This window comes from Bradyrhizobium sp. LTSP857 (assembly GCF_000938285.1).
In the GTDB taxonomy this organism is placed as follows: domain Bacteria; phylum Pseudomonadota; class Alphaproteobacteria; order Rhizobiales; family Xanthobacteraceae; genus Bradyrhizobium.
Genome location: NZ_JYMS01000016.1, coordinates 65,621 through 85,125, shown reverse-complemented (window position 1 = coordinate 85,125; position 19,505 = coordinate 65,621). Strand labels below are relative to the sequence as shown.

Here is a 19,505-nt window from a genome sequence, read left to right as displayed (position 1 = left end):
GCGCACTCTGGATATTTCCTCTTAACCCTAAAATAATGCGCACCGGCTACGCTTTCCGCCGCCTGATTGCGCCTCGTGGGGTTTGATTCGCTCACCCCAGAACTTCTGTCATCCAGAATTTGGACAGTTCGCCAACATGCCCAAGCTTAATCGTATTGGTTACAAACTCGGCGCCGTGGGCCTGTTCGGCGTTCTGCTTTCGGGAGCCATGGTCGCCAACCAGATGGTCTCGGAGCAGGCTATCAATTCAGCCCAACACCGCGCCAGCGTGCTCCAGACGATCGCCGACCACACCCTTCAAGGCAACATTGCCTTGCGGGGAATGGAGCTGGCGGTGCGCGATACCAGGCAGTCGAAGAATTCGTCCGAACTCGAGAAGGGCCTCGGCGGCCTCAACGCCGCCTTCACGGCCGTGACCAGGGAGCTCGATGTTGCGATCGGCAATGTCGCCAATCCCCTCGACAAGGAGCGGCTGGAGAAAATCAGGTCTCTTGCCGCCGACTACAACAACCAGGCATCGGAAATCGGAAAGGCCCAGCTCAGGATCTTCGAGATCACCAAGAAGCGGAACGATCGCTCCGCCGAGTGGACCAAGACATTTGAAGACCTGCTGCTGTCGTCGGCGCTGATACGCGCGACAAATCGGTCCGATATCGAAAAGGTCCTGAACGAAGCCGATTCAATGTTCAATTCGGTTCGCTCAGCGACCTGGCAATTGATCGCAACCGGCGACGAGAGCCAGAAGAACGTCATCGACAATCGTACCGCTGGACTGGATGACACGTTGGACAGTGCCAGAAGCATCGTCAGCGACGCTGGACTTCTGGGGACGATCGATTCGCTCGCGACCATCGTGAAGAAATTTTCGGCCGCTACCCGCGAGGCCATTCAGGCGGAAGCGGACAAGAAGCAGCTCGTCGATGTGAAGGCGCTGCCGGTTGCCAATCAGATCCTCGAGTTGATGCGAACGGCCGTGGAAATTGCCGAAAAGGGCACCGAGGAAGCCAAGGCGCAGGCCGCGGCCGAATTGGGCCAGGCGAACCGTCTGAGTTTCGTCATGGCTATCATCATGATGCTGTCGCTGATTGGCTCGGTGATCTTCACGTTTGTCGGCGTTTCAAGGCCGCTGACCCGCCTGAGTGCCGCACTCGGCAAGATGGCGGGTGGTGAGCTGAATATCGAAATTCCCGGCGCAAATCGCGGCGACGAAGTCGGCGATGTGGCCAAGACGGTCGTCGTGATCCGCGAGAATGCCGAACAGAGAGCGCGGGATGAAGCCGATGCCAAGGCAAATCAGGACAAGCGTGTTGAGGGGCAGCGCAAGGCTGACATGATCAAGCTCGCCGACACTTTTGAGACCGCCGTGGGCGAGATCGTCGAAACCGTGTCGTTGGCCGCGACCAAGCTCGAAGCCTCCGCCTCGACGCTCAGCTCGACCGCGGAGCGTGCACAGGACCTCACCACGACGGTCGCCGCCGCGTCCGGGGAAGCGTCCGCGAATGTGCAGTCGGTGGCCGCCGCCACCGAGGAAATGGCGTCATCTGTGACCGAGATCAGCCGCCAGGTGCAGCAATCGGCGCGGATGGCCAACGATGCGGTCGGCCAGGCCCGCATCACCAACGAGCGGGTCAGCGAGCTGTCGAAGGCGGCAAGCCGCATCGGGGACGTCGTCGAGCTGATCAATACCATCGCAGGCCAGACCAATCTGCTGGCGCTGAACGCCACCATCGAGGCGGCGCGTGCCGGCGAGGCCGGCCGCGGCTTCGCGGTCGTGGCCTCGGAAGTGAAGGCGCTCGCCGAGCAGACCGCGAAGGCCACCGGCGAGATCGGTCAGCAGATCGCGGGCATTCAGACCGCGACGGCAGAGTCGGTCGGCGCGATCCAGAACATCAGCAGCACCATCGAAAAGCTGTCCGAGGTTTCATCGACGATTGCAGCCGCGGTCGAGGAGCAGGGCGCGGCGACCCAGGAAATCTCCCGCAATGTGCAGCAGGCTTCGCACGGCACCCAGCGGGTTTCTGCCAACATTACCGACGTGCAGCGTGGCGCGTCCGAGACCGGCACGGCCTGTTCGCAGGTGCTGTCTGCGGCGCGGTCATTGTCTGGCGACAGCAATCGTCTCAAGCTCGAAGTCGGCAAATTCCTGGACTCGGTCCGGGCGGCCTGACGGGCGTAGTCCGAGGGCTCCGCTCACCGAAGCACCTCGGACAATTCGCCTGACCCCTCACGCCGTGGCGAGCACCGGCTGCTTCGGCCGCCGGCCGATCATCAGCGACAGCACGGCCGCGAGGATGCCTGTCACACCTGCGATCATGAAGGCTTGCCAATAATCACCCTGCGTTGAGCGCATGAAGCCGGCGAAGAAGGCCGCGCAGGCGGCCCCCAACTGATGACCGGCGACGACCCAGCCGAAGATCAGCGGCGCATTCTTGTCGCCGAACGTCTCGTTGGCGATGCGCACGGTCGGCGGCACGGTCGCGATCCAGTCGAGCCCGTAGAACACGGCGAAGACCGACAGGCTGACAAACGAGAAATCCGAGTAGGGCAGATAGATCAGCGAGAGCCCGCGCAGGCCGTAATAGAAGAACAACAGCTTGCGTGGATCGAAACGGTCGGTGAGCCAGCCCGACAAAGTGGTGCCGAACAGGTCGAAGAACCCCATCAGCGCGAGCAGGCTCGCGGCCTGCACTTCGAAGATGCCATGGTCGCCGCAGAATGCGATCAAATGGGTGCCGACGAGACCATTGGTGGTGAAGCCGCAGATGAAGAAGGTGGCGAACAGGAACCAGAATGTCTGTGTCTTAGCCGCGCGCACGAGGTTGCTGATCGCGGCGGCGAACGGATTGCCCTGCGCCGGTGGCGCGGGCTGATCGTCATGCGCACCGCCGTAAGAGCGCAGCCCGATCGTGGCGGGCCGCTCCGGCACCAGAATGTACACCAGCGGAATCAGCGCCGCGCAGCACGCGGCCACTGTCAACACCACCGGCTGCCAGCCGCCCCATTCGACCAGGGCCGCGAGGCCCGGCATGAAAATGAGGGTGCCGGTGGCGGTGCTCGCCGTCAGCAATCCCATGACGAGGCCGCGATTGGTGGTGAACCAGCGGTTGACGATGGTGGCGCCGAGCACGTTGGCCACCGCGCCCGAGCCGATGCCGGAGAGCAGTCCCCAGGTCAGGAACAATTGCCACGGCGCAGTCATGAAATAGCTCGCAGCCGTCGAGAGCGACATCAGCACCAGCGCGCCCAGCACCGTGCGGCGGATGCCGAAGCGCTGCATCACGGCCGCGGCGAACGGACCGGCGAGGCCATAGAGAAAGATGCCGACCGCGGCCGACGACGAGATCACGCTGACGTCCCAGCCGAAAGTCTTTTGCAGAGGCAGCATCAGCACGCCGGGCGTCGCGCGCAGTCCCGCTGACGCAAGCAGCGCCAGGAAGATCACGGCGACGACCACGAAGGCGTAGTTCCGGCCGAACGGCCGCTTCGAGACGGAGGCGGATTGAACGGAGGCAGGTTGAACGGAAGAAGGGGGCATGTTACTTACCGGTACGTATTGCGATGCGGCATTAGTACGTACCGGTCAGTAACATTGTCAAGCCCATCCGAGAGGCAGCCAAGTCCGATGAAGAAGAAAGTCGACATGCCTGCGGACCCGCCGCTCCGGGCCGCCGATCGCATTCGCGCCTCCGCAAGCGAGCTGTTCTACCGCGAAGGCATCCGCGCCGTCGGCGTCGACGAGGTGGTGGACCGGGCCGGCGTGACAAAACCCAGCCTCTATCGCAGCTTCGCCTCCAAGGATGATCTCGCCGCAGCCTATTTGCGCGATTACGATGTGAGCTTCTGGGAGAACTTTGAACACCCCGGCGGCAAGACTTACAGCAACGCGCGCGATCATGTGCTCGCCTATATCAGCCAGCTCTCGTCGCGCGCCGTGGCCAAGGGCTATCGCGGCTGCGGCCTGAGCAACGCCGCGGTGGAATATCCGTCGCGCGACAATCCGGCGCGCCAGGTCGCCGAAGCGCACAAGAAGGTCTTCCGCAAGCGCCTGCGCGAACTCGCAGCTGGCATGGGCGCGCGTCAGCCGAACGTGCTCGGCGATGCGCTGCTGCTGCTGATCGAAGGCATCTACGTCACCGGCCAGCAATCCGAAGACGGCCCTGCGCAGTCCGCGCTTGCTACGGCGAAGCTGCTGATCGATGCGAGCGTGAAGGCGGGGTGAGGGCCATCGCACGGCTTTGACGGAAGATTATGCGCTGCTTTCGTCGGTGGGAATGTGGCGCCGGAAGTCCATCCTGTCGTGGAGGATGCGCACGATTTCGATCGTGCTATCCGGCGCGGCGCGGTACATGAGGAAGTGGCTTCCGCGCCGACCGCGTCGTGCAACGTGGAGCGTGCGAAGACCCGGCGCGATCTCGTCCCGGGTTTTGGAGCCTGTAACCTCAGGGCGATCGGCGAGTTCGCCGATCGCTTGAACCAGCACGTCCCGATAGACGCGCGCTTGGCGCGGCCCGAAATTCTCAGTGGTCCATTTCAGAATATTGGCAAAATCGACTTCCGCGGCAGCACCGAGGCGGACGCGCCATTGTTGCCGGGCCATACGGCTTTATTCGTCCGTTCCGGAGATGACCTTCTCCGAGAGATCAGTCAGATAGGTTTGCAGGTCGTCGATTGTCCTGAATTCTTTGAATTCGCCACGCTCTAATGACCCAATCCCAAGGCGAGCCGCGGCGCGCAACGCCTTGAGCTTGCCGGCGTCCTCGGCTTCGCGTTGCTCCACCAGTCGCAGTCCGTCGCGCAGCACTTCGCTGGCGTTCTGGTAGCGGCCGGACTCGACGAGGGTTTCAATGAGTTCCTGTTGGCGTTTCGTCAGCACGACGTTTCGCGTTGGCATCGTCGTCCTCACTATTTCGGCCTCTATGGCATAATATGCCACAAGGGTCCTGTCGCTTCAATCTCGCAATCGACGTCGTGCTGTTGGCTGCCGCGGCGCATTTGCGTGGATGCTACGCCGAGCAATGGCGCGGCGAATATGCTGGTCAGCGCCACCCCATCGCCGGCGCGACGTGCGTCAAGGTCGCCTCGATCGAATGTGCGCAGTAGTCGACGCCCAACTGGTTGGGAATCGTCAACAGCAACGTGTCAGCCTCTGCGATCGCCTCATCCTGTCGCAGATGCTCGATCAGCGCCTCCGGCTCCGCGGCGTAGCTCCGTCCGAAGATTGCCCGCGTACGCGGGTCGATGAAGCCGATCTGGTCTTCACCTCCGCGCTCTCCGCCGAAATAGGCGCGGTCGCGATCGTCGATCAGCGCGAAGATGCTGCGGCTGACGGACACGCGCGGCTCGCGTCGGCATTTGTCGCCAGAGGCGTCGATTTTTGCCCGTGAATGACTTATGCTGCCGATCTTCGCACACGGGTTTGCGGCGGGGAGATCAGCGCTTCCGCGGGAATTCCCCACTCGCGGTGCAGCCGCCAGGCCATCTTCATCGTAAGAGGGCGCTTGCGCGTCAGGACGTCGGAGGCGCGCTGGCGCGAGCCGAGCAGACGGCCGAGATCCGCTTGGGTATGTTCCCCGGTTTCCATACGATAACGGATCGCGTCAACCGCATCGGGCGGGTCAATCGGCCAGTGCTTGCGCTCATAGTCTTCGATGACCAGTGCGAGAAGGTCGAAACGATCGCCCTCCGGCGTGCCGGGCTTTGGTTCGCTTTCGAAATAGCGCTCGATCTCTTCGAGTGCAGCCGAGTAGTCGCCTTCGGAGCGGAGCGGACGGATCATTTTCTTGGCCATGAGACGGTCTCCGGGTCGATGCGGTCGTATTCAGCGTGAGTACCAATGAACTTCACCAGCAGGCGGCCAAACGCAAACGACACATGCACGACCAATCGATATTTGTTGCCGCCCAGGTCAAAGATGACCCGATTGTCACCCACGAAATCGACCGTGCCGCCGAACTGCCGCTTTATCTCAGCCGGACCGGCCCAACGCGCCTTCGCTGCAATCGCAACCCAAGCGCGGATCGGGCCCTCAGCGCGCGGGTGACGCGCCCAGAATTGCCGTAGCGTCCGACGGGCGATCACCTGCATTCTGAGATCATATCATGTCACCATTTTGGTGACAAACAAATTGATGCTCGCAGTGCGCGGGTGGCAGAATCGCGTCTCCGGGGTAGCGAAGAAGCCATGGCGCCTCGGACGTCACCGCCACCCAAGCGCCGGCGCGACATGCGTGAGGATCGCCTCGATCGAATGTGCGCAATAAGCGACGCCCAGCTGGTTGGGCACCGTCAATAGCAACGTATCTGCCTCCGCGATCGCCTCGTCCTGCCGCAGCTGCTCGATCAGCGCATCCGGCTCGGCGGCATAGCTCCGGCCGAAGATCGCCCGCGTTTGCGGGTCGATGAAGCCGATCTGGTCTTCGCCTCCGCGCTCGCCGCCGAAATAGGCGCGGTCGCGATCGTCGATCAGCGCGAAGATGCTGCGGCTGACGGACACGCGCGGCTCGCGGGTGTGGCCGGCCTCTTTCCACGCGGCGCGATAGCTGCGGATTTGGGCTGCCTGCTGCACATGAAAAGCCTCGCCGGTCTCGTCGTTCTTCAGCGTCGAGCTCTGCAAATTCATGCCGTGCTTCGCGGCCCACACGGCGGTCGCGTTCGAGCCGGCACCCCACCAGATCCGTTCGCGCAGGCCTTCGGAATGCGGCTCCAGGCGCAGCATCCCCGGCGGATTTGGAAACATCGGCTGCGGATTGGGTTTTGCGAAACCCTCGCCGCGCAGGACGTCCAGAAAGACCTCGGCATGGCGCCGACCCATGTCGGCGTCGGTCTGGTCCTCGGCCGGCTGATAACCGAAATAGCGCCAGCCATCGATCACCTGCTCCGGCGAGCCGCGGCTGATGCCGAGCTGAAGCCGCCCGCCGGCGATGAGATCGGCGGAGCCGGCGTCCTCCGCCATGTAGAGCGGATTCTCGTAGCGCATGTCGATCACGGCCGTGCCGATCTCGATCTTGCTGGTCCTGGCGCCGACCGCCGCAAGCAGCGGAAAGGGCGAGGCAAGCTGGCGCGCGAAGTGATGCACGCGGAAATAGGCGCCGTCGGCGCCGAGCTGCTCGGCTGCAACGGCAAGCTCGATCGATTGCAGCAGCGTGTCCCCGGCCGAGCGGGTCTGCGATTGTGGCGAGGGCGTCCAATGTCCGAAGGACAGGAATCCGATTTTTTTCATGCGGTCATCTATGGATGGTGGGGAGGGGTTAGTCTTCTCACATTTTGACGAACACAGAAAATCTGGCTATAATCTGGCCAGAATGCCCTTTGACATCATCCTTGCTCCAGAAGCCGTGGAAGACCTCAAGCGCATTAAGGCGCATGTTCGGGCGGCCGTTCGTGCCGCGCTGGAAACGCATCTGAGGGACGAGCCCGAGAAAGTCAGCCGCAGCCGGATCAAGAAGTTGCGGGGTTTGCGACGGCCTCAATATAGGCTGCGCGTAGACGAAGTCCGAGTATTCTACGATGTTTCCCGCACGACCGTCGAAATTCTGGCGATCGTTGCCAAATCGGAGGCCGAGTCATGGCTCGCACAATTCGGAAATCCGGAGTGAAAGAGGTTCCGCTTTCCGAGATCAAGGATGATTTGTCTCGCTACCTTCGTGAAGCGGAGACGCAGGAGATTGTCATCACGCGTCACGGCAAGCCGGCCGGTGTGTTGATTGGATTCGAATCGGAGGAGGACTGGTTCGAATACCGTTTGGAGCATGATCCTCGCTTTTTGCAGCGGATCGAACAGGCGCGCAACAGCTTGCGCGCCGGGCGCGGTGTGAAGCTTGAGGATATTGATACGGAGTAGCGGTGGAGGCTCGTCCATCCCACACGCCCCGATAATGGCATCGTGCGCCTGTTTTGCCCGACGGGCCAACGGCTTCGCCGAAAACTCGCGTGCATCTCCAATTATGTGCGAATGAGTAGCTGAGACGGATAGTCCAAAAATGGCAGGGGGAGTGGACCGCCCGTATTTCAAGCATTCGATCTCGCAGCTCGAAAGCTTGTTCGAGCAGAGCCACTCGGACTCGCATGTTCTTGGTGTGCTGGCCCACGAGCTTGAGTTCAGGACAACGCCCCGGGCGGGGCAACTCCGTGCGAGGGTCGCGGAAGCTCTGGCCATCCTGTCAATCAAACGAGCAAATGCGACAGGTTTGGGCGGGGCCACCTCGCCTGCAGACTCTACGGCATCAGCAATCGCGATCCCAAAAAATCGAGATCCTCAATCTACCCCAGTGCGGGAGCAATCGGAGCCTTCGACGAGCATTCCAGCTCCGCCATCGATAGACCTTGGCGAATTGCCGTCAATCCCGATCCCCCAGAACGCAAACGAACCCGCAGCCATCCTCGCGGCATGGACCGCGCTGGAAGCGCTGTCACCACAGACTTACCGGCGCCCCGAGGACTTGGCCGCCGGAGACCGGAGTTGTGTTGCCAATCTATCAGCTGGTCGCGTGCCTTGGGGAATCGGAGAACGTTCACGGCCGAAGCGGCAGCTCTATTATCAGATAATCCTCGGCGCCATTCCAATGGACCGAGCAACTGAGGAATTGGTGAAGGCTTTCGGTGAAGATGAAGAACGTAGTTTGCGAGCGCGTGAGAAGGCGGCCATCGCCGCGGTCCTCGTCGATAGGAATGGCGTGCTCGTCGAGGAAAACGGCATTGCCGTATCGAGCTTCGCGTGGGCGTTGCCGCTGGCCCTCAAACTGAAGCTTGGCGCGTTAGGGGCTTGGCCTAACGTCGAGCCGAAGATCATCGAGAAGTTGGACGAAATCCTGCGGCGCGTGGATGAACATGGAGCGCCGATACCGCTCGATCTTCCGACAATCGAAAAGGCTCATCGATGGCTTGTGGGGCAATTTGGATTGCCGAGTGATTTGGTCGACGGGCCGACATTCGCGTTGAGAGTCTACCACTATTTCAAGGCGAAGAATCCACCCGAAGCACTGCTCCTTAACTCTTTCTTTCTCGGTGATCTGGCTCGTGCAGGTTTGCTTTTAAACCAAGGGAACGGTCTTGGTGGCCTTCGGCGGTATTTGGGCATCGAGAAGCCAACACAGATGTTCGATCTACTTGCCGATGGCGCAGCCTTGGAAAGGGCCGTTGCGCCAGCGATGATTCCGGCAGTTCGATGGCCGAGCTCCGGCGGGCATCCTCTGGTGCTGCTGCAACAGGCGGCGGTCAACCTCGCGCGATCCGAACTTGCCAGCGGCGAAGGCATGATCGCTGTGAACGGTCCTCCGGGAACAGGCAAGACAACGCTGCTTCGGGACATCGTGGCCGCTTGCGTCCTCGACCGCGCGCTTGCGATGGCCGCCTTCGATGATCCAGAGAAGGCTTTCACCCCATCGGGAGAGAGAATAGCTGCGGGTGAGCAGGCGTTCTTTCATCTCTATTCCTTGGCGCCGACTCTCAAGGGACACGAAATCCTCGTCGCATCGAGCAACAACAAGGCGGTGGAGAACGTGAGCCGCGAGCTGCCGGCCGCCAAGGCGGTCGGTCGGGCGTTTGAAGAACTGAGCTACTTCAGGTCGGTTAGCGACCTCGTTCACGGGCAGCGCGATGGGGTCGACGTGGACGAGGGAGATGGCAGCGTCACACCTGAGCCGGTCGAGACCTGGGGGCTGATCGCCGCGGTTCTTGGCAATGCAAAGAATCGAGCCGCCTTCCGGCAATCCTTCTGGTGGCACGATGACCGCGGCTTTCGGCTCTATCTGAAGGCGGCCAAGGGAGATCCCGTGGTGCGCGAGATAAAGGACCCGGACACCGGAAAGATCGTAGAGCGGCGCACGCCCTCGGTGGTCCTATCTGAGAGACCGCCGTCGCCTCAAGCAGCCAAAGGAAACTGGCGAAAAGCTAAGGAGAGATTGCTCACGCTCAAGCACGAGGTCGATGCGGAGTTGAAGGCGCTCGAAGGCGCGCGCCAGCTCTGCCTGCGTCTCGCCGAGACCCAGTGCAGTTTGGTCAACAGCGATGCCGCCTTGAAGCAGTTGAATGCACGGCGGCCACAAGCGGAAGCGCATAGATCGCGTGTTCAGATGCAAGTACACGACACGAAAAAGGACTATGAGCGGTGCGTGGGCGAAGTCGCGTGGCATCGGAGTAAGCGGCCGGGATTTCTGTCTCGCCTGTTCCGAACGGCGCGCTGGAAAACTTGGTCGCAATCACACCCTCCACTCGTCGAGGCCGCCTTGCTAGCTGGAAACACGTTGCAAGCTGCTGAGCGAGCCTTTGCGGAGGCAGCAAGGGCGCTGGACACGCTGACATTGGAAATTCGAAAGGCGGATGAGGGTATTGCGGTCGCGCGACAGAAAATTGCCGAACTCTCTCAAAGGGTCGAGGCGCATCGCCGTGTTCTCGGTGATCGCCTCGTAGACGAACAGTTCTTTGCTAAAGGGCACGAAGCCTCGAATCTGACGTCGCCCTGGATACCGGATAGCCTGCATCGCAAGCGCGAGGACGTCTTTGTTGCAGCTCTGGCCGTGCATCGGGCGTTCATCGATGCGTCGGCGCAAAAGGTCCTGCACAACCTCAGTGTCTTGATGGATACCTTCTCAAGCGGGCCACCAGAGGCTGAGGCGAAGCGCGCGCTGCTCGGCGATCTCTGGTCGACCCTCTTTATGGTCGTACCGGTCCTTTCCACCACCTTCGCCTCCGTCGGACGCATGCTTGGTGATCTGCCAGTCGGCGGTATCGGGTGGCTACTGATCGACGAGGCCGGCCAAGCCCTGCCCCAAGCGGCCGTAGGCGCCATCATGCGGGCGAAGCGGTCGATCGTTGTCGGCGATCCGCTGCAAATCCCGCCGGTGGTGACATTGCCGGAACGCCTGAACTCCGAGATCTGCAAATTCTTCAAGGTCGACAAACCGGTCCGGGCGGCGCCGGAAGCTTCTGCCCAGACACTGGCCGATCGCGCCTCGCAGTTCCAAGCCTCATTCCGCTCGGATCAGGGCCCGCGGCGAGTCGGGATTCCGCTTCTCGTACACCGGCGGTGCCAGGAGCCAATGTTCGGTATCTCGAACCGGATCGCCTATGACGGACAGATGGTCCATGCACCGGGATTGCGCAAAGCGGGGACGATCGGCGCGTCGCTCGGACCATCCGCATGGCTCGACATCGACGGCGAAGCAAATTCGAAATGGTGCCCTGCAGAGGGTGAACTCGTCGTCGCGCTTTTCAAGAAGCTTGCCTCCGCGGGCATCACGGAGCCAGACCTGTTCGTCATCACGCCGTTTCGGATCGTCGCCCAGGAACTGCGGCGCCGATTGGAGAGTGAAGCCACGACGTTCGCTGCACTCAAGATCGATATCCGCGAATGGGCGATCGATCGCATCGGGACCATTCACACAGTTCAGGGCCGTGAAGCCGATTCGGTCATCTTAGTCCTCGGTGCGCCAAAGGCATCGCAGAACGGGGCGAGAAGTTGGGCGGCTGGGACGCCGAACATTCTGAATGTCGCCGTCTCACGTGCGAAGCAGAATCTAGACGTGGTGGGCTCTTACGGCGCTTGGTCGGGTGTTGGGCATGCGCGCGAGGTCGCTACAATGCCGCGCCGTCGCGTCTGATATGGTCCGACAAGAGCCGGGTGGCGCTGGTGTCGCATACCGATTCGGAAGGCTTGCCCAATCCCCACACGCACCGATGATGCCATCCTGCCCCTGTTTTGCCCGACGGAGCAACGTCTCTGCAAGGCACCTAAGCCATTGATCCCGCTCATGCCGGCTACTGTGCATGGGGTTGTTTTCGACATTTTTGTTTGAGGCGGCACGAAGCGGCGTGCGGAGCCAGACCTCATCCGGCTCTCGCCTACTTCATCACCCGCAGACCCTTGGTCGTAAACCGCTGCGTCTTGTCACCGGGCCGCACCGGCCGCCGCGTGCCGGCGGCCTTGCCGGTGCCGGGCGGTTGGTGCGCCGGCACAAGCTGGTCGGGGCGGGAGCCGATCAGATCGGCGCGGCCCATCTCCTTCAGCGCCTCGCGCAGCACCGGCCAGTTATCCGGGTCGTGATAGCGCAGGAACGCCTTGTGCAGGCGCCGCTGACGCAGGCCCTTGATCGCCTCGACCTTGTCGCTGCCGCCGCGCCGCACGCCGCGTAAGGGATTGACGCCGGTGTGGTACATCGCGGTTGCCGTTGCCATCGGCGAGGGCAGGAAGGTCTGCACTTGATCGGCGCGATAGCGGTTCTTCTTGAGCCAGAGCGCGAGGTTCATCATGTCCTCGTCGGTCGTGCCCGGATGCGCCGCGATGAAATACGGGATCAGGTAATATTTCTTGCCGGCCTGTTCGGCCGCCGCATCGAACATCCGCTTGAACTGGTTGTAGGCACCGATGCCCGGCTTCATCATCTTGTCGAGCGGGCCGCGCTCGGTGTGCTCCGGCGCGATCTTCAGATAGCCGCCGACGTGATGGGTGACGAGCTCCTTGATGTATTCGGGGCTCTCGACCGCGAGGTCGTAGCGCACGCCCGAGGCGACCATCACCTTCTTGATGCCCTTGGTCTCGCGCACCTTGCGATAAAGCCGGATCAGATCGTCATGCGAGGTGTTGAGGTTCGGACAGATCTCCGGGAAGACGCAGGACGGCCGGCGGCACGCCGCCTCGACCTTCGGGTCCTTGCACGCCATCCGGTACATGTTGGCGGTGGGGCCGCCGATGTCTGAGATCACGCCGGTGAAGCCCGGCGTCTTGTCGCGGATCTTTTCGATCTCGCGCAGGATCGAGCCCTCCGAGCGGTTCTGGATGATGCGGCCTTCATGCTCGGTGATCGAGCAGAAGGTGCAGCCGCCGAAGCAGCCGCGCATGATCGTCACCGAGAATTTGATCATGTCCCAGGCGGGGATTTTGGCTTCGCCGTAGGACGGATGCGGCGCGCGCGCGTAAGGAAGGTCGTAGACCGCGTCCATCTCGTCGCTGGTCAGCGGGATCGGCGGCGGGTTCAGCCACAGGTCGCGATCGCCGTGCCGCTGCACCAGCGGCCGCGCATTGCCGGGATTGCTCTCCCGGTGCAGCACGCGCGACGCGCGCGCATAGGCTTCCTTGTCCTGCTCGACCTGCTCCAGCGCCGGCAGCCGGATCACGGTCGGGCCTTTCGTCCGCGAAGCGCCTTCATCCGCTGAGTCGAGATCGTCGGCATGCAGCTCGGAATAGTCCTCGGGCACGCGGCGGAACAGCGCGACGCCTCTGATGTCGTCGAGCTCGCGCGGCGCCTCGCCCGCGGCAAGACGGTTGGCGACCTCGACGACGGCACGCTCGGCATTGCCGTAGAGCAGCAGGTCGGCCTTGGCGTCGGCCAACACCGAGCGGCGCACCTTGTCGGACCAGTAGTCGTAATGCGCGATCCGGCGCAGCGACGCCTCGATGCCGCCGAGCACGACCGGCACGCCCTTGAACGCCTCGCGGCAACGTTGCGCATAGACGACGGTGCAGCGGTCCGGCCGCTTGCCGCCTTCGCCGCCCGCGGTATAGGCGTCGTCATGGCGCAGGCGGCGGTCCGCGGTGTAGCGGTTCACCATCGAATCCATGTTGCCGCCGGTGACGCCGAAGAACACCGTTGGCTTGCCCAACGCCTTGAACGGCTCGGCCGAATGCCAGTCGGGCTGCGAGATGATGCCGACCCTGAATCCCTGCGCCTCCAGCAGCCGGCCGATGATCGCCATGCCGAAGCTCGGATGGTCGACATAGGCATCGCCGGTCACCAGCACGATGTCGCAGGCATCCCAGCCGAGCGCATCCATCTCGGCGCGGCTCATCGGCAGGAACGGCGCCGGCTTGCGCGGCCGGGCCTGGGCCATCAGGGGCTTTTCGGCGGTCATGATTTGGGTGTCCATGGCGCCTACGCATAGGACTCCGCGCCCGCGAATACAACCGACGGGCGCGTGAAGAATTGCGGGTTCCGTACAGGGACGCCCATCCGGGACCGACAGGGCCCTCGGCGGGCCCCCGTCAGAGCGGATCGCGGATCAGCGGCGAGGTGGAGCAGTGGATGCCGCCGCCACCGAGCGCAACCTTGTCATAGGCGACGACGCGCGTGGTCACGCCGGCCTTGGCGAATTTCTCCATGGTTCGCGGCGAAATCCCTTCGGGCACGATCACGTGCCCGGGGCGAACGGCCAGGCAGTTGATCACCCAGTTCTGGTCGTCGGGGCAGACCTCGATCTGGCGGATCTTCAATTCCTTGAGCTTCTCGAGAAACCAGAACGGCAACAACGTCGGGTTCACGAACGCGGTGTCGCGATCGATCATCACGAACATGCCGTCGATGTGTAAACGGTAGCCGGTGAGATGAACGCGCAGCAGCTCGACGCCCTGGGTGCGCAGCACATCCTCGAGCTGGCGCGCGCCTTCTTCGTCGACCCGGCTCGACAGCCCGACAACGGCAACCTTCGGAGTGATGAAGGCAAAGCTGCCGCCTTCCATCAGGCCGACGCCCGAGATCGTCCGCAGGATCGGCATTCCGAGATTGGCCAGCGTCCGCGTCACCGGCAGTTCCTCGCCGCGGCGGATCGGCGGACCTAGGCGCGTGACGATGGCGCCACCGCCCACGGCGATGACGCTGTCGCGGGTGTAGACGCTCTTCATCTTGCCGGGTGCGCATTTGTCGATATAGACGACCTCCGCGCCTTCCTCCCGCAAGGCGCTGGCGAGCGCGTCGTGTTGCGCCTGCTGGGCGGCGAGATCGGGGATCGTGTCGCCGCGCCAATACCACCCCTGCTCCGGATCGCCGAAGGCGCCGATCTCTGGCAGCCGCTTGCTCGGGTCGACGATGTTCAGTTCGGGACCGGGGCGATGCATCAGCACCATGCGGAGCCGGCCGACATCGTTGTTGCAGCCCCATCGACGACCCCACACGCCGATCTGCTGTGACTCCGCCTCGAAGGCCGGTTCGGCCTGCGACGCGAATGTCTTGATCAGCATGTTGTAGCGGTATTCGGGTTCGGAGATGATCGACATGGACGTCTCTCTTTCAAGTCGTAATGAAGGGTGTCATGAGGCCCGGCCGCGGCCGGTGCGGCGTCTCATGATGCGGCCGTCGGAATGGTCCATTCCTCACCGCGCACCGTGGTGACGTATTCCGGCCAGCGGTAGTGCACCGGCGGCGCGAAGTCCTTCGGCAGCAGCGGAGCGACCCATTTCGAGCCTCCGATCCCGCCGCCGGTCCGTTCGCGAAATTCAGCCACGGCCTTGTTCAGCGACACGCCGTCGGTCAGCAGATCGAGAATTGTCGTTGCGATCACCTTGCCGGCGGTGAGCCACATCGGATCGATGCAGGCCGGCACGCCGCCCATCGCGTAGCGGGTCCAATCGGGATAGCGATAGCCGGGATCGGGCGCGCGCAGCGTCGGACGGCCGACATAGAGGCGCACGGTCGGCGCATGCCAGGTGTAGTCGACATAATCATCGGCCGCGAGATTGGTCTGCCAGGGCGGCAATTGCTCGCGAAAGGCCTTCTCACCGTCCCACGGTGCGGTCACGTGCTGAATCTCCGGCGTGAAGGGATCCTCCATCGGCGCGATGCCGAGGCTTTCCTGAATCTTGCGGCCGAAGAGCCGCGCTTCGTCATTGTACTGCGGAGCGCCGATCGCCTCGAAATTGCGCCACGCGACCTCAGCCATCGCGTGATTGGCGAGACCTGCCCGTGTCCGCGTGATCCAGCGCGCGGTGACCTTGCAATGGGTCATTGCCGCGCAATGTTCGGCATTGCGGTCGAGCACCTCGAACACACGCGCGCACATGTCGAGCGTCGGGGCGCGCAGCGAATATTGAATCTGGCCGAGGCCAGGTGCGATATTGTCTGCGGCCGCCTGGCCTGCATGCAGGATGAATTCATTCAGGCTCCAGCTGCCATGATGCGGCAGCATCGATTCCTTCATGAACTTGCTGGAGCTGTACATCAAGCAGACGGCATCGATCGCTCCGGGTGCGCGTGCCGCCGAATGCGAATGGGCAACGCCGGTGACGGCGCCGGAGTTCTGCCAGGTCTCCGGAGATGCACATTCGAACGTGTAGATGCGGCTCCAATAGGGTGCGCTGTGCGTATCCCAGAAGCAGCTGTTGGCGAGTCTCGGGAATGAGTGCGGGTGGAAGCTGATCGCCGCATCGAGATCGTCGTAATAGCCCTTGGCAGCGTGGACCGGCTTGGAGCCGCACATCTTCTCGGCCGGCTCGCCGAAGAACTTCAGCCGCCCCTTTATGCCGCTGCGTTCCATCACATGCTTGGCGGCAAGGAAGCCGGTGAAAGACCCCATGCCGAGCGCCGAATGCGGATCGGTATGGCCGGCGGCGTGAGGGCTCACGCCGATGCGTGGCTGCCGGTGCGGCACCGGATCCTGCGAGGCGCCCGGAACCGCGTCGTACTCGGCGTAGCCGCCGATCGTGGGGCCATCGCCGTTCGACCACACCGCGGCAAAGGCGGTGGGCATTCCGCCCGACCCTGCCTCGACCGCGAAGCCTTCCGCCTTCAGGCGCTCGACGTACCAGGCTGCCGATTTGTACTCGCGCCAGGATGGCTCGTGCAGATTCCAGATCGTCAGATGGTCTTCGGACAGGCGTCCTGCATGATGGTCAATCCAGTCGAGGGCCAGATTCTTGTCGGGACTGAAGTCGTTATTGCGCGGCATGATTATCGTTGTTCCGGTTATTGGGAGCGTCGCTGGCGAATGGCGATGTCGATGAACAGGAGGGATACGGTCGTCAGAATCAGCACGGCTGCGACCGCGGCGATGGTGGGGTCGAGACTCTCGTTGATGCCGTCCCATATCCGCTGCGGCAGGGTGAACACGCTGCGTCCGGCGATGAACAGCACGATGACCACTTCATCCCAGCTATGGATGAAGGCGAAGATCGCGCCGGAGATGATGCCGGGCAGGATGTTGGGGACGATCACCAGCCGCAGCGTCTGAATCATGCTGGCCCCGAGGCTCTGCGACGCCTGCTCGAGCTTCGGATCGAAGCCTGCGAGCGCAGTCGAGACCGTGATGACCACATAGGGAAGCCCGGTCACCGCATGGGCGATGATCACGCCGGCGAAGGAGCCGATCAGCTTGAGATCCACCCAAAGCTGATAGATGCCGAGTGCGTACACGATGGTCGGCACGATGATCGGGATCAGCATCAGCACCCGCACCGCGTCGCTGGCACGGCTGTTGATGCGCCAGCAGCCGATCGCGCAGAGCGTGCCGGCCGTCACCGCAATCGCCGTCGAGGCGATCGCGATCACCAGGCTGTGCCAGATGCTCGTCAGCCAGGCCCGGCTGGTCAGCAGGCCGCGGTAATATTGCAGCGACAACCCGTCGTGGGGCAGGGACAAATAGGGCTGGTCGGTCAGCGAGACCGCGAACACGATGCTGATCGGCAGCACCAGGAAACAGACCACCGCCCACGCCATCGAGCGCGTCATCACCGAGATATTGCCGGGTGCAGGAAATGCCACGGGCTACACCGATCCGAACAGCTTGCGCAGGTCGATGATGCGACCGAGGACCGCGAGCAGGAGCCCGATCACGACGAGCAGCGTTGCCGCGAGCATGGTGCCCACGCCCCAGCGCACGATTTCGAGAATCTGGACCTTGATGTACTCGGCGATCATCAGCGTCTTGCCGCCGCCGAGAAGCGCCGGGGTCACGAAGAAGCCGAGCGAGAACACGAAGACCAGGATGCCGGCGCCGATCACGCCCGGCATGGACAGGGGCAGGAACACCTTGCGGAACGCGGCGCCGCGGGTCGCGCCGAGGCCGCGGGCCGCCGCAACGCAGCGCTGATCGATATCATTCATGTTGGCGTAGATCGGCAGAATGCCGAACGGCAGCATGTAGTGCACCATGCCGATCACCACGCCGGTCTCGTTCCAGATCAGGCTGAGCGGACTGTCGATGATTCCGCTGGCGATGAGAACGTTGTTGATGAGGCCCTCGCGGCGCAGCAGGATGAACCAGGCGAACGCGCGCACCAGCACCGAAATCCACAGCGGCACGATCACGCCGAGCAGCATCCAGCGCTTGCCGCGTTCGCCGCTATGCACCAGCGTGTAGGCGACCAGATAAGCGAGAACCAGCGTGATGACCGTGGTCAGAATGCTGATCCGTGCCGTCGTCACCAGCATCTTGTGGATCGACGCGCTGGTCGCAAGCAGCGCAAAGTTATCCAGCCCCGGTTTCGGCTCCGTGACGCTGATCCAGAGCACCCGGCCAATGGGATAGAGATAGAATGCGAGCATCAGCAGCAGCGCCGGCATGATCAGCAGCCAGTAGCGCATCGCGCCATGGAGCCGACGCGGCGACGGCGGCCCTAGCGCCCCGGCGACATCGGTCGCCGGGGTCGTTTCGGTCGTGGCAAGGCGCGACAGCAGCGCTCGCATGACGGCTCAGGACGAGATGAAGTCGAGATAGGCCTGGAACGTCTTGGAGTGGTTCTCGATGTACCAAGCCGCATTGATCTTGGCCTGAACCGCGACATTGGCCGGATCGCCCGGGTTCGTCTGGCGCAGATCGGCGGGCACGAGGCTTTGCGCGGCCGGATTGGCCGGTCCGTTGCCCATCGCGGCGAGCAGCTTCACCTGGCCTTCGGGTTGTTGCATCGATGCGATGGCGCGGAATGCTTCCGCACCCGCCGGATTGCCCTTGGGCACGACCCAAAGGCCCGGCTGCAGCAGCCCGTCCTTGAAGGAATAGGCGATCCGGCCCTTGGTCTCGGCCTTGAGCACGTTGGCGCGCGTATGCCACAGCAAGCCCATGACGCATTCGCCGTCACGCATCAGGCTCTGACTTTCGGCGCCGCTGTTCCAGTACAGCAGTTCCTTCTTGATCGTGGCCATCTTCTCGAAGGCGCGCTTGGTGTCGAGCGGATAGAGCTTGTCCAGCGGCACACCGTCGGCGATCAGGCAGAGCTCCATCATCGCCTGGGAATCCTTGCGCATCATGCGCCGGCCCGGATACTTCTTGAGATCGAAGAAGTCGGCGAGCGTCGGCGTGTCCTTCACCTTGGCGGTGTCCCACGCCATCACCGACGAGAACATGTAGTTCACGACGCCATTCTCATAGGCGAATTCGGCCGGCACCTTGGTCTTGTCGACGATGCCGTAGTCGATCTTCTCCAGCGCATTGCGCGGGTTGAGCTCGGCCAATGTGGTGATGCCGCCATCGCAGATGTCCCAGGTGACATTGCCCGACTGCACCATGGTGAGGATCTTGCCGTTCAAGGCGCCGCTGCCGTCGAGCACGATGCGGCCGCCCTGGGCGGCGAATGGCTGCACATAGGCCTCATCGAAGGCCTTCATGGCGGCGCCGCCGAAATTGACCAGCACGACGTCCTTGCGCGTTTCGGCGAGCGCGCGATCGGTCCTGAGCAGTGCTGGCGCTGCGATGAGGGCGGCGCCCGCGAGTAACTTGCGGCGCGAGATCACCAGAGCAGTCTTGTCGAGAGCAGTCTTGCGGTCGGTCATGAAGGGCTCACTGGTTGACGTGGTTACGTGAAGAGAA

Annotated in this window: 17 protein-coding genes and 1 pseudogene; 5 read left to right on the top strand and 13 right to left on the bottom strand. The window is 62.9% G+C overall.

The window, feature by feature from the left end:
• Positions 1–136: 136 nt before the first annotated feature.
• Entirely contained in the window at positions 137–2,167 is a 2,031-nt protein-coding gene (locus UP06_RS08070; RefSeq protein ID WP_045001936.1) for a methyl-accepting chemotaxis protein, read from the top strand.
• A 57-nt stretch (positions 2,168–2,224) separates the two neighbouring features.
• Here the strand turns inward: UP06_RS08070 and UP06_RS08065 are convergent, their stop codons facing one another.
• Positions 2,225–3,535 carry an MFS transporter gene (locus tag UP06_RS08065; RefSeq protein ID WP_045001935.1) on the bottom strand — a complete coding sequence of 437 codons (1,311 nt, stop codon included), beginning with the start codon at positions 3,533–3,535 and terminating at the stop codon, positions 2,225–2,227.
• 87 nt (positions 3,536–3,622) lie between these two features.
• Here UP06_RS08065 and UP06_RS08060 point away from each other — a divergent pair, with 87 nt between their 5' ends.
• Positions 3,623–4,219 (top strand): TetR/AcrR family transcriptional regulator, encoded by a 597-nt coding sequence (locus UP06_RS08060; protein ID WP_045001934.1) that lies wholly within the window; start codon positions 3,623–3,625, stop codon positions 4,217–4,219.
• Between the two features lie 27 nt (positions 4,220–4,246).
• Here the strand turns inward: UP06_RS08060 and UP06_RS08055 are convergent, their stop codons facing one another.
• From UP06_RS08055 to UP06_RS08030, 6 genes and pseudogenes are all read right to left on the bottom strand, one after another.
• A complete protein-coding gene (locus tag UP06_RS08055) occupies positions 4,247–4,597 on the bottom strand; it encodes a type II toxin-antitoxin system RelE/ParE family toxin (protein ID WP_045001933.1) in 351 nt (116 codons plus the stop codon).
• Between the two features lie 6 nt (positions 4,598–4,603).
• The gene (locus UP06_RS08050) at positions 4,604–4,891 is read right to left on the bottom strand and encodes a type II toxin-antitoxin system ParD family antitoxin (protein ID WP_045001967.1); all 288 of its coding nucleotides are present in this window, start codon (positions 4,889–4,891) and stop codon (positions 4,604–4,606) included.
• Between the two features lie 145 nt (positions 4,892–5,036).
• A pseudogene (locus UP06_RS08045) lies at positions 5,037–5,348 on the bottom strand (LLM class flavin-dependent oxidoreductase); the annotation flags it as partial.
• 41 nt (positions 5,349–5,389) lie between these two features.
• Positions 5,390–5,788 carry a helix-turn-helix domain-containing protein gene (locus tag UP06_RS08040; protein WP_197087144.1) on the bottom strand — a complete coding sequence of 133 codons (399 nt, stop codon included), beginning with the start codon at positions 5,786–5,788 and terminating at the stop codon, positions 5,390–5,392.
• The gene (locus UP06_RS08035; RefSeq protein WP_045001928.1) at positions 5,773–6,084 is read right to left on the bottom strand and encodes a type II toxin-antitoxin system HigB family toxin; all 312 of its coding nucleotides are present in this window, start codon (positions 6,082–6,084) and stop codon (positions 5,773–5,775) included. The genes UP06_RS08040 and UP06_RS08035 overlap by 16 nt, the downstream gene beginning before the upstream one ends.
• Before the next feature lie 111 nt (positions 6,085–6,195).
• Positions 6,196–7,218 (bottom strand): LLM class flavin-dependent oxidoreductase, encoded by a 1,023-nt coding sequence (locus tag UP06_RS08030; protein WP_045001927.1) that lies wholly within the window; start codon positions 7,216–7,218, stop codon positions 6,196–6,198.
• On the opposite strand from UP06_RS08030, the gene UP06_RS08025 reads away from it, so the two are divergent.
• The 3 genes from UP06_RS08025 (at position 7,217) to UP06_RS08015 (ending at position 11,596) form a co-directional block, all read left to right on the top strand.
• Positions 7,217–7,594: a type II toxin-antitoxin system RelE family toxin gene (locus UP06_RS08025; protein ID WP_197087143.1), complete on the top strand. Its 378-nt coding sequence runs from the start codon at positions 7,217–7,219 to the stop codon at positions 7,592–7,594. The two genes, UP06_RS08030 and UP06_RS08025, sit on opposite strands and share 2 nt — an antisense overlap.
• Positions 7,591–7,839 carry a type II toxin-antitoxin system Phd/YefM family antitoxin gene (locus UP06_RS08020; RefSeq protein WP_045001925.1) on the top strand — a complete coding sequence of 83 codons (249 nt, stop codon included), beginning with the start codon at positions 7,591–7,593 and terminating at the stop codon, positions 7,837–7,839. Before UP06_RS08025 ends, UP06_RS08020 begins: the two co-directional genes overlap by 4 nt.
• A 139-nt stretch (positions 7,840–7,978) precedes the next feature.
• Positions 7,979–11,596 carry a DEAD/DEAH box helicase gene (locus UP06_RS08015; protein WP_045001923.1) on the top strand — a complete coding sequence of 1,206 codons (3,618 nt, stop codon included), beginning with the start codon at positions 7,979–7,981 and terminating at the stop codon, positions 11,594–11,596.
• Between the two features lie 241 nt (positions 11,597–11,837).
• On the opposite strand, the gene UP06_RS08010 is transcribed toward UP06_RS08015, so the two are convergent.
• The 6 genes from UP06_RS08010 to UP06_RS07985 form a co-directional block, all read right to left on the bottom strand.
• Positions 11,838–13,859: a YgiQ family radical SAM protein gene (locus UP06_RS08010; RefSeq protein WP_045001921.1), complete on the bottom strand. Its 2,022-nt coding sequence runs from the start codon at positions 13,857–13,859 to the stop codon at positions 11,838–11,840.
• A 115-nt stretch (positions 13,860–13,974) separates the two neighbouring features.
• Positions 13,975–14,982 (bottom strand): dimethylarginine dimethylaminohydrolase family protein, encoded by a 1,008-nt coding sequence (locus UP06_RS08005; RefSeq protein ID WP_045001920.1) that lies wholly within the window; start codon positions 14,980–14,982, stop codon positions 13,975–13,977.
• A gap of 65 nt (positions 14,983–15,047) precedes the next feature.
• The gene (locus tag UP06_RS08000) at positions 15,048–16,649 is read right to left on the bottom strand and encodes a zinc-binding metallopeptidase family protein (RefSeq protein WP_045001919.1); all 1,602 of its coding nucleotides are present in this window, start codon (positions 16,647–16,649) and stop codon (positions 15,048–15,050) included.
• A 17-nt stretch (positions 16,650–16,666) separates the two neighbouring features.
• Positions 16,667–17,461: an ABC transporter permease gene (locus UP06_RS07995; RefSeq protein ID WP_197087142.1), complete on the bottom strand. Its 795-nt coding sequence runs from the start codon at positions 17,459–17,461 to the stop codon at positions 16,667–16,669.
• 3 nt (positions 17,462–17,464) lie between these two features.
• Positions 17,465–18,385, bottom strand: coding sequence for an ABC transporter permease (locus UP06_RS07990; RefSeq protein WP_245305434.1), 921 nt, complete (start codon positions 18,383–18,385; stop codon positions 17,465–17,467).
• Positions 18,386–18,391: 6 nt separating this feature from the next.
• On the bottom strand, positions 18,392–19,468 hold the full coding sequence (locus UP06_RS07985) for an ABC transporter substrate-binding protein (protein WP_045001915.1): 1,077 nt from the start codon (positions 19,466–19,468) through the stop codon (positions 18,392–18,394).
• Positions 19,469–19,505: the final 37 nt, after the last annotated feature.

Bases quoted from the DNA above. Each gene is read 5' to 3' on its own strand.
- UP06_RS08070 (WP_045001936.1), top strand. From the start codon at position 137: ATGCCCAAGCTTAATCGTATTGGTTACAAACTCGGCGCCGTGGGCCTG.
- UP06_RS08050 (WP_045001967.1), bottom strand. From the start codon at position 4,891: ATGCCAACGCGAAACGTCGTGCTGACGAAACGCCAACAGGAACTCATT.
- UP06_RS08035 (WP_045001928.1), bottom strand. From the start codon at position 6,084: ATGCAGGTGATCGCCCGTCGGACGCTACGGCAATTCTGGGCGCGTCAC.
- UP06_RS07985 (WP_045001915.1), bottom strand. From the start codon at position 19,468: ATGACCGACCGCAAGACTGCTCTCGACAAGACTGCTCTGGTGATCTCG.
- UP06_RS08055 (WP_045001933.1), bottom strand. From the start codon at position 4,597: ATGGCCCGGCAACAATGGCGCGTCCGCCTCGGTGCTGCCGCGGAAGTC.
- UP06_RS08025 (WP_197087143.1), top strand. From the start codon at position 7,217: ATGCGGTCATCTATGGATGGTGGGGAGGGGTTAGTCTTCTCACATTTT.
- UP06_RS08010 (WP_045001921.1), bottom strand. From the start codon at position 13,859: ATGGACACCCAAATCATGACCGCCGAAAAGCCCCTGATGGCCCAGGCC.
- UP06_RS08005 (WP_045001920.1), bottom strand. From the start codon at position 14,982: ATGTCGATCATCTCCGAACCCGAATACCGCTACAACATGCTGATCAAG.
- UP06_RS08065 (WP_045001935.1), bottom strand. From the start codon at position 3,535: ATGCCCCCTTCTTCCGTTCAACCTGCCTCCGTTCAATCCGCCTCCGTC.
- UP06_RS08040 (WP_197087144.1), bottom strand. From the start codon at position 5,788: ATGGCCAAGAAAATGATCCGTCCGCTCCGCTCCGAAGGCGACTACTCG.
- UP06_RS08030 (WP_045001927.1), bottom strand. From the start codon at position 7,218: ATGAAAAAAATCGGATTCCTGTCCTTCGGACATTGGACGCCCTCGCCA.
- UP06_RS08000 (WP_045001919.1), bottom strand. From the start codon at position 16,649: ATGCCGCGCAATAACGACTTCAGTCCCGACAAGAATCTGGCCCTCGAC.
- UP06_RS08060 (WP_045001934.1), top strand. From the start codon at position 3,623: ATGAAGAAGAAAGTCGACATGCCTGCGGACCCGCCGCTCCGGGCCGCC.
- UP06_RS08015 (WP_045001923.1), top strand. From the start codon at position 7,979: ATGGCAGGGGGAGTGGACCGCCCGTATTTCAAGCATTCGATCTCGCAG.
- UP06_RS07990 (WP_245305434.1), bottom strand. From the start codon at position 18,385: ATGCGAGCGCTGCTGTCGCGCCTTGCCACGACCGAAACGACCCCGGCG.